This window comes from Methanosarcina baltica (assembly GCF_055394095.1).
In genome coordinates this window covers 1,259,203-1,274,557 of record NZ_AP042463.1, presented here as the reverse complement: position 1 = coordinate 1,274,557, position 15,355 = coordinate 1,259,203, and the positions used below count along the sequence as shown (strand labels likewise).

Genomic DNA, 15,355 nt, shown 5'->3' with positions numbered 1-15,355 from the left:
TAAATTTCATGAAAGAGGCGAGCCATTGTTAGGGGTATTCACTAAGCTTTTTGAGGATATAAGGTTTGAAGAAATCAAGTTTGCTTTGTCTTATCGGACGTTTCAGGGGTTCAGGAGCCCTCTTGTTGAGATATTTTCTCACCGTTTTTCTATCATGTCCTGTTCTTCTGGCGATTTTGCTTATGTTCAGGTTTTGTGAATTATAATCTCGTATCACTAACCAATCCTCCATTTTCAGCATTATCCTCAACCCTATAACTTTCTTTAATGGTGGGGAGCTGGGAAATTTTAAACCGACGAAAATGGGGAATTATTTACCACCGTTGATACCTTCCTATCATAGCGTTTTGCACCTGACTGAAAGAGGGCTTCTTCTTCTTCTTCTTCTTCTTCTTCTTTTTCCATTACAAGGTTTAAAAACCAGGTGATTAAATGGCGAAATTATTTTTCCTGCTCAACAAAATAATTTATAATAATGGGCAAAAAGCTTAGAAACATCTCAAAACTGTCTTAATTTCATCAAGGGAAACCAAAACAATTTTATACTATCATTGATTATCTATGTAAAGTAACTTGGGGAATATAATAAAAACAGAGTACGAATATATTCTCTGAGTTAATCTGGCTACGTTATAGCTATGCCAGATTTCGAGTAATCAGAAGCTATTGACTCAAAAATAGGGAAAAGTAAATCATTTGCAGTTTTTATATGTTTTAATTTTAAAAAACATGGCTTGATGTGCGTCCGACTTTCAATCGGATCATTGAAACTTCAAATTAGTTTTGGCAATGGTGGCTATGTGTATAATAAGTTTACATAGCCCAAAACCCAACTAAAAACCCAAAACCCAACTAAAAACCCAAAACCCAACTAAAAACCCAAAACCCAACTAAAAACCCAAAACCCAACTAAAAACCCAAAACCCAACTAAAAACCCAAAACCCAACTAAAAACCCACGAACAGTTTGGAATAAGTTCTCGATGCGTCGTTAGATCTTTTCTTTTCTTTTCGCAGGGATTCTGTTAAAAATATATGCATCAGTTTGTATAACTCATTTAAGAATTCCTTTGATTATCCAATCCCAAGGTGATTTAATGCTAAAACGGAAGTTATGGACTTTATTCATGATAGGTTGCCTGTTCTTCGCAGGCATACCCAGTGCTCTGGCCGCCACATCAGAGAACTCAGTAGTTTATGTGGCAAGAGATGGAAGTGGAGACTTCAACTGTGACGGAGTCAGTGACCAGGTACAAATTAACCAGGCTCTTAATCTTGTAGCCGGAAATTCACAGTATACAACTGTATATCTCAAAGGGTCCGCTACCTACATAATAAGTGATCCTGTTTACATCAGTAGCAATACAATCCTTACCGGTGATTCTAATGCCGTTCTTAAGCTGGTTAACAACGCAGGATGGCCTAAGATTACAAAGTCAATGATTCAAGAAAAGGCTTCTGGAACTCATGATATTACCATTTCAGGTTTTGTGATTGACGGAAACAAAGCAGGGAACTCATTGCCTACGGGGGCGGCTTATGATAATCTAATCACTCTTAATAATTGTAAAGATGTAACCATTCATGATATGCTTCTCCGGAATGGATTAAACGATGCCTTCAAATCTGATTCTACTTCAAACGTCAAATTTTACAATAACGTTGTAACCAATATCGGACATGATGGAGTTTATTTTTTTAAAGGTTCATATTTAGAGTGTTATGACAATGTAATGGGAACAAAGACAAACTCTGCATTTAGAATGCAGCTGGCAAGTCATGGTAAAATCCACCACAACGAAATTTTTGCAGAAGGTGGTGGTGGTGCAGGAATCGATATTGATTCGGTTCAACCCACCCCCACTACTGATATAGAAATCAGCTATAATTATATCCATGATACTACCAATGTCGGGATTTGGCTTGAATTACGGGCCTCCTCTATTTATTCTAAAGAAAAAGCAACTGGTATTTACATCCATCACAACATAATTACTAACTGTGGTAGTCACTCAAAAGCATATTTCCCTGGCGGAATTATGATCAATGGTTACTACGATACTCTAATTGAAAACAACGTAATTGATGGAAATTACGGAGCAGGCATATCTCATGCAATACTTGATAGGCCAAAGTATGCTCCTGTAAGTACAGGGTACAATACAATTGTAAGAAATAATATTATCACCAACACAAAAGCCCATTCAGGAACCGGTTGGTCTGGAGCTGGTCTCTGGAATTCTTTGAGTGGCCACACTTTTGAGTCATACAACAACATCATTTACAACAATGCAGGTGGAGACTACAAAGGAACAAGTCCTTCTGCAAGTGATATACATGTAGACCCCCAGTTTGTCGACCGGACAAACAGCGACTATCACCTCAAATCCACGGCTGGCTACTGGAATGGCAATTCCTGGGTTATTGATTCGGTAAAGTCTCCTGGTATTGACGCCGGGTTCAAGAGTTCAGTCTATTCAAATGAGCCTGAAGACAATGGAGATAGAATCAATATTGGCGCATATGGGAATACAGAATATGCCTCCAAATCCGGAGTTGGCCAGCAAGTTAACCGAGCGCCGGTAATGAGCACTATCCCGGACCGGACCGTAGAAGAAGGGTCAACTCTTTCCTTCACGGTAACGGCCAGTGATGCTGATGGAGATAGCCTTCTTACATATTCGGCAACGAATATCCCCACAGGTGCAAGCCTTGACAGTAAAACGGGATTGTTCACCTGGATCCCTGAAAAAGGAATTGCAGGTTCATACGACGTAACATTTGAGGTAAGCGACGGGGAACTGGCTGATTCAAAAGAAGCAACCATAACCGTGGTTGAGGAAGGAGCTCCTCTTCCTGTTCCCGACAATATGTATGACAACCGTCTGAAAGAATCCTCCCCTGACAGTACCATCTCAAACAGCCCCTATATCGACATCGGAAATATTGCCAGTGGAGTAAGTTACAGAGACCTCATATGGTACGACCTCAGTGGATCTGAAGAATACGAGGTCGATAAAGCAACTCTCTCCCTGTTCTGGTATTATCCTTCAAACACGGCAAGGGCACAGGACACGGTGATAGATTTATACAGGCCTCTTGATTGGGACCCTGAATCCGTTACCTGGAACAACAGAGATGCCAGCACCTCCTGGACAAACCCGGGTGGGGACTGGTTTGATAAGAATGGTGTAGCCCAGGGAAGCGAACCTTATGCGACTCTGACCATCAAGGGAAGTGATACCCCTGACAACAGCTACTATGAACTGGACGTAACCGAACTTGTAAATGAATACGTCAATGGGAAATACGAAAACACCGGTTTCCTGCTAAAGGCCCGCAATAAAGACAATAGCTACGATAACTACATTGCCTTCTACAGCAGCGAAGCAGGCAATAAAGAGCAGGTTCCAAAGCTCTTTGTGGAGTATGCTTCAATAAATAATAATGCTCCTGTAATGGAAACTGTTGCTGACCAGACCGTAGAAGAAGGAAGCGAACTTGCCTTTAGCATAAAAGCTGCGGATGTCGATGGAGACAACCTGACGTATTCTGCAATGAACCTGCCCACCGGCGCAAGCCTGGATAGTGAAACCGGAGCCTTTGCCTGGATCCCTGAAAAAGGACTTGAAGGTTCATACGATATAACATTCGAGGTAAGTGATGGGGAACTGACTGATTCAAAGGGAGCAACAATAACCGTTGTATCTGGAGAAAGTCCTCTTCCCGTACCTGTCAGTATGTACGACAACCGTCTGAAAAATACCTCCCCTGACAACGTTATTTCAAGTAGCCCCTATATCGACATCGGAAATATAGCCAGTGGAGTAAGTTACAGAGACCTCATATGGTACGATCTCAGTGGATATGAAGAATACGAGGTCGATAAAGCAACTCTCTCACTGTTCTGGTATTATCCTTCAAACACGGCAAGGGCACAGGACACGGTGATAGATGTATACAGACCTCTTGACTGGGATCCTGAATCCGTTACCTGGAATAACAGAGATGCCAGCACCTCCTGGACAAACCCTGGTGGGGACTGGTTTGATAAGAATGGTGTAGCCCAGGGAAGCGAACCCTATGCGACTTTGACCATTAAGGGAAGTGACATTCCGGAAAACAGTTTCTATGAACTGGACGTAACCGAGCTTGTAAATGAATACGTCAGTGGAAGCTACGAAAACACCGGTTTCCTGCTAAAGGCCCGCAATGAAGACAATAACTACGATAACTATATTGCCTTCTACAGCAGTGAAGCAGGTAATAAAGAGCAGGTTCCAAAGCTGGATGTGGAGTATGCTGCAGGCAATAACGCTCCTGTGCTGGACATAGTCAAAAACCAGAACGGGGAAGTGGGCAGCCCCCTTTCCTTTGATATAAAGGCTACAGGTGCAGATGGAGACATGCTCACATACTCGATCACAGGAATTCCTGCAGGTGCGTCATACACTGTCCCTGACCTTGAAGGCAATCCAGGATCCTTTTCCTGGACTCCCAGAGAAGGGCAGGTCGGTGTTTGTAAACTCACATTCACTGTAAGTGATGGGGAATTGACTGAATCCGAAGAAACTACAATTACCGTAGTTTAAATGTAAGTTCCTTATCAGAGGGCCGGATGAAGCAAATGACTAAAGCTTCATCCACACATTGAATGCGCAAATAAAATGTAAATGTCGGAACGGATAAAATTCAAAAATTATATCAGTACGGCATGTAATAAATAGGTCTCAGCGCAGTAGAAAATCCCATTCTGCGCTGAATTTTTATCTTTTTTAGTGATAACGATTATCGTGGTTCTGGTATTTTGACCATAGAGAACCATTATCACACCATGTAAAATTTTTTATTTTTTAAAATGATATGCCCTTCCTATTAAATTATATAGTATCCGTTAATTTCTCCATTTTGATATATCTTATTGTTTTTGTTTAGTTTGGCTAAAAATTTCGGGCCTAAAATTTTATTCACTTCAATATGCTGATAATAGCCTTCTAATTTCGTAAAATAACGGATGGGCCTATCTAACATGTAATTTCTCCAGATAACGGTTTGATTTTTATTTAGAGTTTCATCTTTTAATTCGGCAAATGAATCCCCGGGTTCCGAATTAAACACTAATATGGCAGGCCCGTATCTATTATCAGTGCACAATATATTTGAAAAACGTAATAATGTTTCTCCCCCTTGTACTTCAGACAGGGTATAAGTAGTAGAAATTGTTGATTCCTTTAACCATAGGGGACTATCTGTATTTGAAACGGTGTCTGAAACCATAAAAAAAACCAATATGAAAAAAACAAATCCTAAAAATATTTTTTTAATATTATCTCTTTTTAAAACCTCTAATATTTTAGTGATTGAAAATGCTGCCATAATACTTAACAGGAAATATTCAAACACAAACCACCTACTTGGTATTATATTTCTTATTCCTAAAAAAGGAAAAATGAACGTTATGAATAAGAGGGCTATGATACAGGTCATAAAGGAAAAATTTAATTTAGAAATATATCCTGAGGTAAACCAGAATAGACCCCCTATAATTGCAAAAAATAGCAGTGTTGATAGGCCCAGTGTATTTGCATATCTTTCTATGAATGGAGAAAGAAGTGTAGAATACGCAGAAAAGCTTTCCGGTCTGTTTAATATTTCAGCATGTTCGGTTAGATAAAATATAAGTGTTGAAGCAATCACATCAAAAAATGACCTTCCATCTTTTGAATATAAAGATGTAAACCAGTGCTGTAGAAGGAAAATAATAGTAATGTTTGTTATACTTCCTAAAAATGGAGCTTTTTTTGGCATGAAAGTACGGTGTGTACTTTCGTTTTTTGTGCCTGTTATTTGGATTATTTCTTGTTCATTTTTGTTGATTAGTTTTTCATAAATTATAGATCCCACACCCAACCCGATTAAAGTCATCAGAAGTATGAAAGAAGAAACCGCATGTGTGTATATTAATGTGAAAATAAATATCAAAGAAATGAATGTCCATTTTTCTCTGTATTGTAAAAAATACCTTCTCAAAAGTGTATATAATATCAAATAATAAAATATCACTCCGAAACTCGTTGTTTGAGGGGCCGATCCCCAATAGACATGAAAATTTGTGGTATTTATAATTAGCATTGCCAGTAACCCTGTTTTTGCCCCAAATAAGTATTGCACAAATAGGTATATACAAACAGAGAGGATCACAAAAGGAACAATAACTGCAAAGTTTGATGCGTCTTTTATTGAAGTATCCGTCAAAATTTGGGTTATTGCGGTTTGTATATGCATAATTGGAAAATCAGATTCTTTTCCCCACAGAACATCGATGTTTCCTGCCTGAGCTAGCAGCCGGTTCATTGCAGCATGGGTCCAGGGGTCAATTCCTGGGACTTCACCAGCAATGTTGTAGATAGAGTATTTTGCAGTAAATGAAATTAAATAGATCTTTATTATCTGTAAGATTTCTTCAATTTTCGTATCAACTAGAAATATAGAAATCGCTAGCATTCCTGAACAAATCGAAAGCAATATAAAATATAAGGGAGGGCGCATTTTTGAAATGTGCAATATGTAAATCATTAATATAAAAAAAGTAAAGAATAATATTTCAAATATTAATTTTTCAGTTGTAGAATTTTTACTTTTTTTGAAATTTGTTTGCTTATTTCGGATTAGAAGATATACAGGGCAGGCAAAAAGCAGTGATATTCCTATTGAAAATAGATGTATTGTAGGGGATATAAAATATAAAAAAGTAAAAACTAATCCCACAAGTATTCCTGTGACTGAGAAAATTATATCTAAGTTTTCAATAACAGTTTTTTTTGACACCTTACTCCCTCAAAAATTCTGGCAACGATATACATTTTAAAAATATGGTCACAGATAACAAAAAATCGTTTATTTAATTCTTCAGGCGGGAAGTCCCCTTCCTCGATGTTTCTAATCGAAGATTAGAAACTCCTGTTAAACCTATGGTTTAACACGACAGCCAATGGTTGGCAGGAGGGAGATGAAAGCCGCATAATTAGAGAATTATATAGTCATGAGCGTAATTAATGCTACAAAAAACGATGTATATTCAAGCAATTCATGTCGCATCAAATGCAGGCGTGACTATAATAAACCCCTCCTTTGTTTTGCTTATTGGATTCTTAACCTATGAAATAGGTAATATAAAAAATAAGAATCAATAGGCATTATTATGTTATTTTGGGCACGTAAGTTCTCTATAACAAAATGCCTTGTGGACGGGCTATCGGTACTTTGCCAATAATCTTTGACAAACAGGCTTGAAGATGGGCATTGAGTTCTTAGAAACAATACTTAGATGATTCAACTATTCGAAGGAAGCTCCTTCCTCAAAAACCTGAGCCATTAGGCGAAGGTTTTAGGCGAAGGTTTTAGGGAGGGGTAGTTGACTTTCTTTTACGAGTATCCCGGCTCTCATCAGGCTCTCAAAAGTGCCTGCATCTGTCCAGAATCCCTCAACAACCCTGTATTCCATGTCCCTTTTGTCCACATAATAATTGTTTACATCGGTGATCTCAAGTTCCCCCCTCCCCGAGGGTTTGATAGTCCTGATTACTTCAAAAACCTCAGGGTCGTAGATGTATATCCCCGTAACTGCCAGATTGCTTTTTGGGCTTTCAGGTTTTTCCTCAATGCCAACAACTTTGTTTCCTTCAAGTTCCGCAACGCCAAATCTCTTGGAATCAGGTACTTCTTTCAGGAAGATTTTGGCCCCTCCTTCAAAGTTTGTGATATCTTCTTTGATATTGTTCTGGAAAATGTTGTCTCCTAAAATAACCGTGACATCATCTCCATCAACAAAATTTTCAGCTATTCTTAGAGCCTGGGCAATCCCCCCGGCCTCTTCCTGGATTCCATAGGTCAGGCGTACTCCGAAATCTGTCCCTGAGCCCAGAAGTTCGAGAAAATGCCCCGCATGACCTCTTCCGGAAACAATCATTATTTCTTTAATTCCCGAATCGATCAGAGTCTGGAGTGGATAATAGATCATGGGCCTATCATAAATGGGCAAAAGGTGTTTGTTGGTAACTTTGGTAAGAGGATACAACCTGGTACCATTTCCCCCGGCAAGGATGACTCCTTTCATTGTTTTCAACCCCCCATTTTTCTATCTTAAAATTGCCTTAGTTACGTAATTAATTATTTCTTTGCCCTATACGTTAAAAAATAGTTCCGGAGCCCCCTAGATAACTCAGGTTCAAGTATAAATTATTTCCATCAGGAAATGCATATTTAACTATATTTTTAAAAATAAGTCTCTTTGGAAACAAAGTTTCTGATATATATTGTTGAATAAGTTTCAGTTTAATAGGTTAGTTATTTGAGCAGGTTTACTCGGCATCATGCAGCACCATCTCCCCCTTCGAAAAATGCCCCCGGCCTCCAGCCTATTTTCCTCGGTTTATCAACCCCGAACCTCCTCATGGTGACCTTCTCTTCCCGGCCTCTGCTGAGTATATTTGAGGCCAAAATCCCCATTTTTCGGAAAAATATATGTAAATTTTCAAAATTTCTTTCTAATAGGCCCTAGGGATTTCGAAACATGCCTGGGCATCGTATATGAACAAAGAAAAAGGGTTCTTCATCATTTCTCGTGGATAAGATAAGTTTCAATTCAAGACCGTATCTGTTTTTGAGAGGGTTAACCACACAAAAAAACGCGTATGAAATTCTCCGAATTACAGGTACAATAAATGAAAGTACACATGATACTTTCATACCAAACGAGGAGCCAAAAAAAGCAATGGGGGCAGGCTTCAGAGGCAGGATTCGGTCGGAATCGGCTGCTCTAGCTGCTCCTTAAATTCCAGATATTTTTCACGATTATTCAATGTTTTTAAAATAATAAAGAGGTAATGTTTTCCCCTTATTTTATCTGATAGACGGGATGGATAAAGGTGCAGTCCATTTAAGGATAAACTGTATATCCTGCATCTTCATCTTCAACGGCTATACATCCCGCTCCCTGATCATGGGGGACCCAGACCTGGAAAGACCCGATTGCCTTATTAAAGGACTTATCGGTTACTTCGAAATTAATCGTGTAGACTCTGCCATTTCCTTTCCCTTCTCTTTCAGCTCTCAGATCAACTGTCAGGGAGTCCTGAATAACAATATCTTCCAGAGTGTTTCCATCTCCATTGCCTTTGATTTCTTCAGGTTCGTCACTGCTCACCGAGATAATCACCACGTCTTCAATACTCACAAAAGCATCACAAACGTCCTCCACAGACTCAACAAAATCGGATACTGTAATGGTGCGATATTTGTGGTCTGGAGGCCAGAACACTATCGGTTCGCTTCTGATTACTATTTCCGGCGGGGTCGTGTCCTGCACTGTGATTTCAACAGTATCCGTATCTGAAAACTGCCCATCGGAGACATTAAGGCATATCGAGGTATTTCCAAGAGGAAGAATAACTTCAGGAATGACACCCGTTGCCGAGCCATTATCCCAGCTCCAGGTATATTCCAGCGGGGCCACCAGTCCGTCATCGGTAGAACCTGATCCATCCAGAGTTACACTGGCTCCGGCATGACTGTCCTGCTCAAATACCGGATATGTACCGGCATCGGCCACAGGTGGCAGGTTTCCTACTTCAACGCTAAGGTCATAGAGAACCGGCGATACATCTCCGCTGCTGATCTGCATTGTTGTCTTAACCTGCAGGTATCTTCCGTCATCTGTTGAATTTAAAGGGATCCCATTTGTCGCTGTTTCCCAGACAGACCAGCTCACACCGTCATTTGAGCTTCTGACCTCGACCTCAATGGATGTCCCGGCAGGTTCAGAACTGTTCCATGAGACCTTGCCCCAGGGCATGTCTTCTTCTTCACTATCAAAGTCAACTGTCCAGGTGCCTACTTTTGTGGTAATGGTTCTTGCTACAATACCCGTCATGTCACTGTAAGTATAATGTCCTCCGCTTCCAAGTATACTTTTTGTAAGGTCGACATTATTTGTAACAGGGTTTATCCTATAGATATTTTCACTGTTTATATCTGTCACCCAGATTTTGCCGGCGGCATCCACTGCTACACCAGAAGGCGAATTGAAATCACTTATTGTTGTTATAAGATTTCCGTCGTTATCGTACCTGGAGACACTGTTATAATTCCCATTCTCATCTGTACCAGCCACCCATACGTTGTTATCAGCAGTACAAACAACGCCTCTTGTTGTCCTTGCAGATTTTGTCCATTCTATTGGATTCGCATTGTTATTGATATCTATTTTAGTAAGCTGTCCACCAGATCCCACAAATAGAGAATTCGAATAATCAAGTCCCATTCCGTATGTAGAACCGAGTGGGATAAGGGTTATGTCTGTAAGATCTGCAGTATTAATTCTAAGGATATGTTCACCAAGTTTTGCCGACCAAAGGACACCATTTTTATCTATCACGGCTCCATAGGCACTGTGCCCCCAGCTAGATACATCAAGTGTTTCTTCAATTGCGCATGTTTCTCCATTAATATAATAATATTTCTGTGAAATTGAGGTCCCTGCCCACAGATTGTTGTCAGAATCAACAGCTAACCCTCTTGGAGCAGTACCCCAGTATTCATAGTCATATCCACCGCTGTAGTCACCGGGTGCATATGTGCCTTCCTTGCCTTCAATTAAGACAACTTCGTAGAGGACACATTCATCTTCACCCCAGTCAAGGATTTCGGCGCCTGTTATGTCTCCATCTCCATTCAGGTCTTTAGAGGTTTGAACCGCACCATCTCCATTTCGATCTATATACTGCCCAGCTTCAAAGAGCCCGATTTTTACAACTGTCCCTGCCCCTCTGTTGCCGACCCAACAGTTACCTTGGAGGTCAACTGTTGTTCTGGAAGGATCGCAAGAATGAGGTGCAACTCGATAACGACCTAATTCATCCCCTGTTTCCGTATCGACTTTGGAAACTGTCCCCTCATTTGAATTGGGAACCCAGATAAAGGGCAAAGTCACCGATTCTTCAGAGAGTTGTAACTGGTCGGCTACTGTCACATGTTCCAATCCAACAAGAGTTCCTTCATTGAAGTCAGCATCCAGATCATATGTCCCTGATGAAGTGACCGCTGTTGCCGGCATGATAGCAAAGATACTTAAAATCATCAACGCCGAAATAAATACGGCGAGATTTCTCTGTGCACTATAATCCTTCATATTTTATCCCCATATTTTTAATTTCAATAAAAATATCCATATATTGTTTCGAGATACACACTACGGTGCCTTTTTCAAACTGAAAAAGCCCGGCACATCTCGGATTATTAAACTGTGCTTTCAAACTCCCATATATTAATAATGCCAAACTATTCTATTATTGGCCACTAAGCAAGGTAAAAACATATAGTAGCGGCCACATAAAAAACATATATCAATAAGTTGAGTTCCTATGATTATTTAGATAGAGGCTATAATAAATGTTAAGAAACTTAGATCCTTACAATAAATTATTATAATTTTGTATGGATATTCAGTTTTGGAAATAGTCCCGGTGCCCGGCCCGGATAAGCTATTTATCAGGTAAGAACTTTTTTGCTATCCAGATACCATGAGCTTCAGAGAATTCATTGACCGGTTAAAGGAAAACGGGAAACTGGTCGAAATCCCGCAGTCCGTTTCCCCGAAATTCGAAGCTTCCAGAATTGCGAAGCAGACAAAAGCCCCGGTCCTGTTCCACGACATTTCCGGCTCGAAAGTGATCATGAACCTGCTTGGCTCAAGGGAAGAACTTGCAGCCATGCTGAAAGTCCCTAAAGAAGAGATCATCAGCAGACTCTCGGAAGTTTCCCCCGAGGGCGAGGTCCGGGCTGTGTCCGACTCCCCCACCCTCGAAGTCATCGAGGCCGAGGTGGACCTGACAAAACTCCCTATTCTAACTCATTTTGAAAAGGACGGAGGCCCCTACATCACGGCAGGCATTGTGGTCTCGGAATACGGAGGAAGCGTTAACGCTTCCATCCACAGGCTCATGCTGCTCGGAAAAGACAAACTTGCAGCCCGCCTGGTCCCTCCCCGCCACACCTACCTCCTGCACAGGAAAGCCGCGGAAAATGGAGAGCCTCTGCCTGTGGCAATCGTGCTAGGCTGTGACCCTACTATTATATACGCAACCTCTACCCGGGTCCCGGTAGGAAAGGAATTCGAGTACGCCGCAGCTCTCAGAGGGGGGCCAATCGAGCTCTTCGAATGTGAAAACGGGGTAAAAGTCCCGCATTCCGAAATCGTGCTCGAAGGGTACATCGATCCCGAGGAAAGGGTGGACGAAGGCCCCTTCGTGGACATAACCGGGACCTACGACCATGTCCGAAAAGAGCCAGTCATCCGCATAACCCGTGTGCTCCACAGGAAAGACCCAATCTACCACGCTATCCTGCCCGCAGGCCCCGAACACCTCCTCATGATGGGAGTTCCCTACGAGCCGCGGATCTTTCGGGCCGTGGGTGAAGTCACCACAGTCAAAAACGTGGTGCTGACCGAAGGTGGCTGCTGCTACCTCCACGCGGTCGTCCAGATAGAAAAACAGACCGAAGGGGACGGGAAAAACGCCATCATGGCCGCTTTTGCCGCGCACACGAGCCTCAAGCATGTGGTCGTTGTGGACGAGGACATAAATATTTTCGACCCGAACGATGTGGAGTTTGCCATAGCCACCCGGGTCAAAGGAGACAAAGACCTCATGATCATCCCCAACGTGCGCGGAAGTTCCCTCGACCCCCGAGGAGCTACGGACGGGACCACGACAAAAGTCGGAATCGACGCCACGAAGGTTCTTGTAGAAAAGGAAAACTTTGAAAGGGCAGAAATCCCGGAATAAGGAATGAGTAAAATACATTTGTCTTCGGTTAATATATTAATTGTTACAAACGTGTTATTTTTATCGTAATTTCCATCAACTATAAAATTGGAAATCGATATGCAGTAAAAACACGAGTAGTCAATTTAGGGTAAGCTAAATCCTTAACCGAATCCAAATAGAGTCAAATATAATACAAGTCTTTTTGTTTACCATTCCTTAACCACGGAAAAGTACGAAAAAACACAGAAACCGGCCTGATGGCCGGTGAGTAAGTTGGATCTTTATGTAATAGGATTCAAAAAATACCCTGGTTTCTTTAAAAAGAACTAAAAAATGCTGGAAAAACCGTAATTGCCGTCTTCCCCGAGTTCCGTTTCGGCACCCGAGTTCCGTTTAGGGATCACAGGAAATCGAAAATTTCCTGGGAGTTGCGATGAAATCGCAACAGCAAGGTGTCCTTTTCGGGAGCTACGCTCCCTCAAGGGGACTAAAAAACACCAGAAAAACCTTAAATATAGTCTCCCTGCCGTTTTTTTCCGTGTATTCCGTGTGTTCCGTGGTTTGAATGCACACACACCAAACACCCCCTCACACAAAAACACAACATGTATGAGTATGAAGTAACTCCCAAAATAAAACCTGAAATTATATTTTCACCATTCCTAAACTGGAAGTTAATCCGGAATTCTGATAAAAGAAATTTCAAAAAAAGGAAGCTTAGAAGGAAGTTTCATGCACCTTACAAAAGAAGAAGAACAAATCCTGAACGGGGAAGCCGGAGAAACCCTCCAGAAAGCCATTGAAATCCTGGTGGCTCTGGGAGATATCTTCGGGGCCGAGGGCTTGATCCCCATCAAAAGCGCCCAGATAGCAGGCGTCTCCTATAAAACCATAGGGGACGCGGGCCTGGAATGGATTTCGGACCTCCAGGGTAAAGTAAAGGTCCCGTCCATCCTGAACCCTGCGGGAATGGACCTTGAAAACTGGGAAAGGGTCCGGATAACTCCCGATTTTGCCGAAAAACAGAAAGAAATAGTCAGAGCTTACGAAAAGCTGGGAATCAGTTGCGAATGCACCTGCACCCCCTATAACCTCGAAAACTTTACCGTGGGTTACGGGGACCACCTGGCCTGGAGTGAGTCCTCGGCCGTATCCTATGCCAACTCCGTAATCGGAGCCAGGACCAACCGGGAAGGAGGGCCCTCCGCTCTTTCGGCAGCCCTTCTTGGAAAGACTGCAAACTACGGCTTTCACCTGGACGAAAAAAGAGTCCCTACGGTCTCGGTCTCCGTGGAATGCTCTCTCAGTTCCTCCGACTACGGGGCCCTCGGTTATGCGGCAGGCAAACTGGTCGGAAACCGGGTCCCCATTTTTAATCTACATGAAGGAAAGGGAACGGGAAAGGAAGCAGACAAATTCCCCTCCTGGCCGGGCTCCGATGAATTGAAAGCCCTGGGAGCCGCAATGGCAGCCTCGGGAGCCGTTGCCCTTTACCATGTGGCCGGGGTAACCCCTGAGGCCAGACGAGTTTCCTTTGAGGACCCCGAAGAAAAAATCGTGATCGAGAGAAGCCAGCTTGATGAGGTTTATGCAAGTCAGGACGCGGGAATTGAGCCCGATCTCATAACCCTGGGCTGTCCCCACTGCTCTGCCGCCGAACTCCGGAAGGTGGCCGAACTCCTGAAGGGCAAAACCGTCTCAAAGGAAATCTGGGTCTTTACTTCAAGGGAACTTGCAACCCGCTATCCTGAATCTGTGGATACCATAGAACAGAGCGGGGCAAAAGTGGTCTGCGATACCTGCATGGTGGTCTCACCCGCAACCAACCGCTACTCCTGCGTCATGGTAAACTCAGGAAAAGCTTTTGCCTATGTGCCGGGCATGTGCGGGGCAAAAGCCGTTTTCGGGAGCCTTGAGGACTGCGTCCTGACGGCAACCGGAGAAAAAAAGGTAGGAGGCGGTTCCAATTAAGGTTCAGGGCAGGACAATTGCAAAGGGCTCGGCCGAAGGAGAGGTACTTCTTTCCCGCGACCCCATCTCTTTCCTGGGCAGTGTTGACCCGAAAAGCGGGATTGTTGTCGAGGAAGGGCACGCCATTTCCGGAAAATCGATAAAAGGAAAGGTGCTCGTCTTTCCCCACGGGAAAGGCTCAACTGTGGGGTCTTACGTGATGTACCAGTTGAAGAAAAACGGGGCTGCTCCCGCTGCGATAATTAACCTCGAAACCGAACCGATTGTGGCCGTGGGGGCGATTATCTCAGAAATCCCCCTTATCGATATGCTGGAAAAAGACCCTTACGAATTCCTGCAGGACGGGGACCTGGTCCGGGTAAACGCAAATGACGGATACGTGGAAACCCTTGAAAAGGCCTGATAAGGCCTTTCCTCTTTATCATAATCGGGCTCTCAAAGCCATGTAAATGGTTTATGGGTATCCAATTATATCTAATCGAGCATAATAATAAAGTATCCCTATCAGACACTATTATAGAGCTGCCCGGACAGTCAAATCTCCGAAACAGGAAAAAT

At 42.5% G+C, this 15,355-nt stretch carries 8 protein-coding genes and 1 pseudogene; 4 read left to right on the top strand and 5 right to left on the bottom strand.

Annotated features, from left to right (window positions below):
• Positions 1 to 2 precede the first annotated feature (2 nt).
• Positions 3 to 241, bottom strand: a pseudogene (locus ACZ5QV_RS05515) (IS21 family transposase); the annotation flags it as partial.
• An 855-nt stretch (positions 242 to 1,096) separates the two neighbouring features.
• Here ACZ5QV_RS05515 and ACZ5QV_RS05510 point away from each other — a divergent pair.
• The gene (locus ACZ5QV_RS05510) at positions 1,097 to 4,591 is read left to right on the top strand and encodes a disaggregatase related repeat-containing protein (protein ID WP_464601586.1); all 3,495 of its coding nucleotides are present in this window, start codon (positions 1,097 to 1,099) and stop codon (positions 4,589 to 4,591) included.
• 283 nt (positions 4,592 to 4,874) lie between these two features.
• Here ACZ5QV_RS05510 and ACZ5QV_RS05505 read toward each other — a convergent pair whose 3' ends face one another.
• The 4 genes from ACZ5QV_RS05505 to ACZ5QV_RS05490 form a co-directional block, all read right to left on the bottom strand.
• Positions 4,875 to 6,827: a hypothetical protein gene (locus ACZ5QV_RS05505; RefSeq protein ID WP_464601585.1), complete on the bottom strand. Its 1,953-nt coding sequence runs from the start codon at positions 6,825 to 6,827 to the stop codon at positions 4,875 to 4,877.
• A 559-nt stretch (positions 6,828 to 7,386) separates the two neighbouring features.
• On the bottom strand, positions 7,387 to 8,115 hold the full coding sequence (locus ACZ5QV_RS05500) for a sugar phosphate nucleotidyltransferase (RefSeq protein ID WP_464601584.1): 729 nt from the start codon (positions 8,113 to 8,115) through the stop codon (positions 7,387 to 7,389).
• 254 nt (positions 8,116 to 8,369) lie between these two features.
• Positions 8,370 to 8,498 carry a hypothetical protein gene (locus ACZ5QV_RS05495; RefSeq protein WP_464601583.1) on the bottom strand — a complete coding sequence of 43 codons (129 nt, stop codon included), beginning with the start codon at positions 8,496 to 8,498 and terminating at the stop codon, positions 8,370 to 8,372.
• A gap of 439 nt (positions 8,499 to 8,937) precedes the next feature.
• The gene (locus ACZ5QV_RS05490; protein WP_464601582.1) at positions 8,938 to 11,187 is read right to left on the bottom strand and encodes a Vgb family protein; all 2,250 of its coding nucleotides are present in this window, start codon (positions 11,185 to 11,187) and stop codon (positions 8,938 to 8,940) included.
• Between the two features lie 391 nt (positions 11,188 to 11,578).
• On the opposite strand from ACZ5QV_RS05490, the gene ACZ5QV_RS05485 reads away from it, so the two are divergent.
• The 3 genes from ACZ5QV_RS05485 (at position 11,579) to ACZ5QV_RS05475 (ending at position 15,200) form a co-directional block, all read left to right on the top strand.
• Positions 11,579 to 12,844 (top strand): anhydromevalonate phosphate decarboxylase, encoded by a 1,266-nt coding sequence (locus ACZ5QV_RS05485; protein ID WP_464601581.1) that lies wholly within the window; start codon positions 11,579 to 11,581, stop codon positions 12,842 to 12,844.
• A gap of 714 nt (positions 12,845 to 13,558) precedes the next feature.
• Positions 13,559 to 14,797 carry a phosphomevalonate dehydratase large subunit gene (locus ACZ5QV_RS05480; RefSeq protein ID WP_464601580.1) on the top strand — a complete coding sequence of 413 codons (1,239 nt, stop codon included), beginning with the start codon at positions 13,559 to 13,561 and terminating at the stop codon, positions 14,795 to 14,797.
• On the top strand, positions 14,793 to 15,200 hold the full coding sequence (locus tag ACZ5QV_RS05475) for a phosphomevalonate dehydratase small subunit (RefSeq protein ID WP_464602038.1): 408 nt from the start codon (positions 14,793 to 14,795) through the stop codon (positions 15,198 to 15,200). The genes ACZ5QV_RS05480 and ACZ5QV_RS05475 overlap by 5 nt, the downstream gene beginning before the upstream one ends.
• Positions 15,201 to 15,355: the final 155 nt, after the last annotated feature.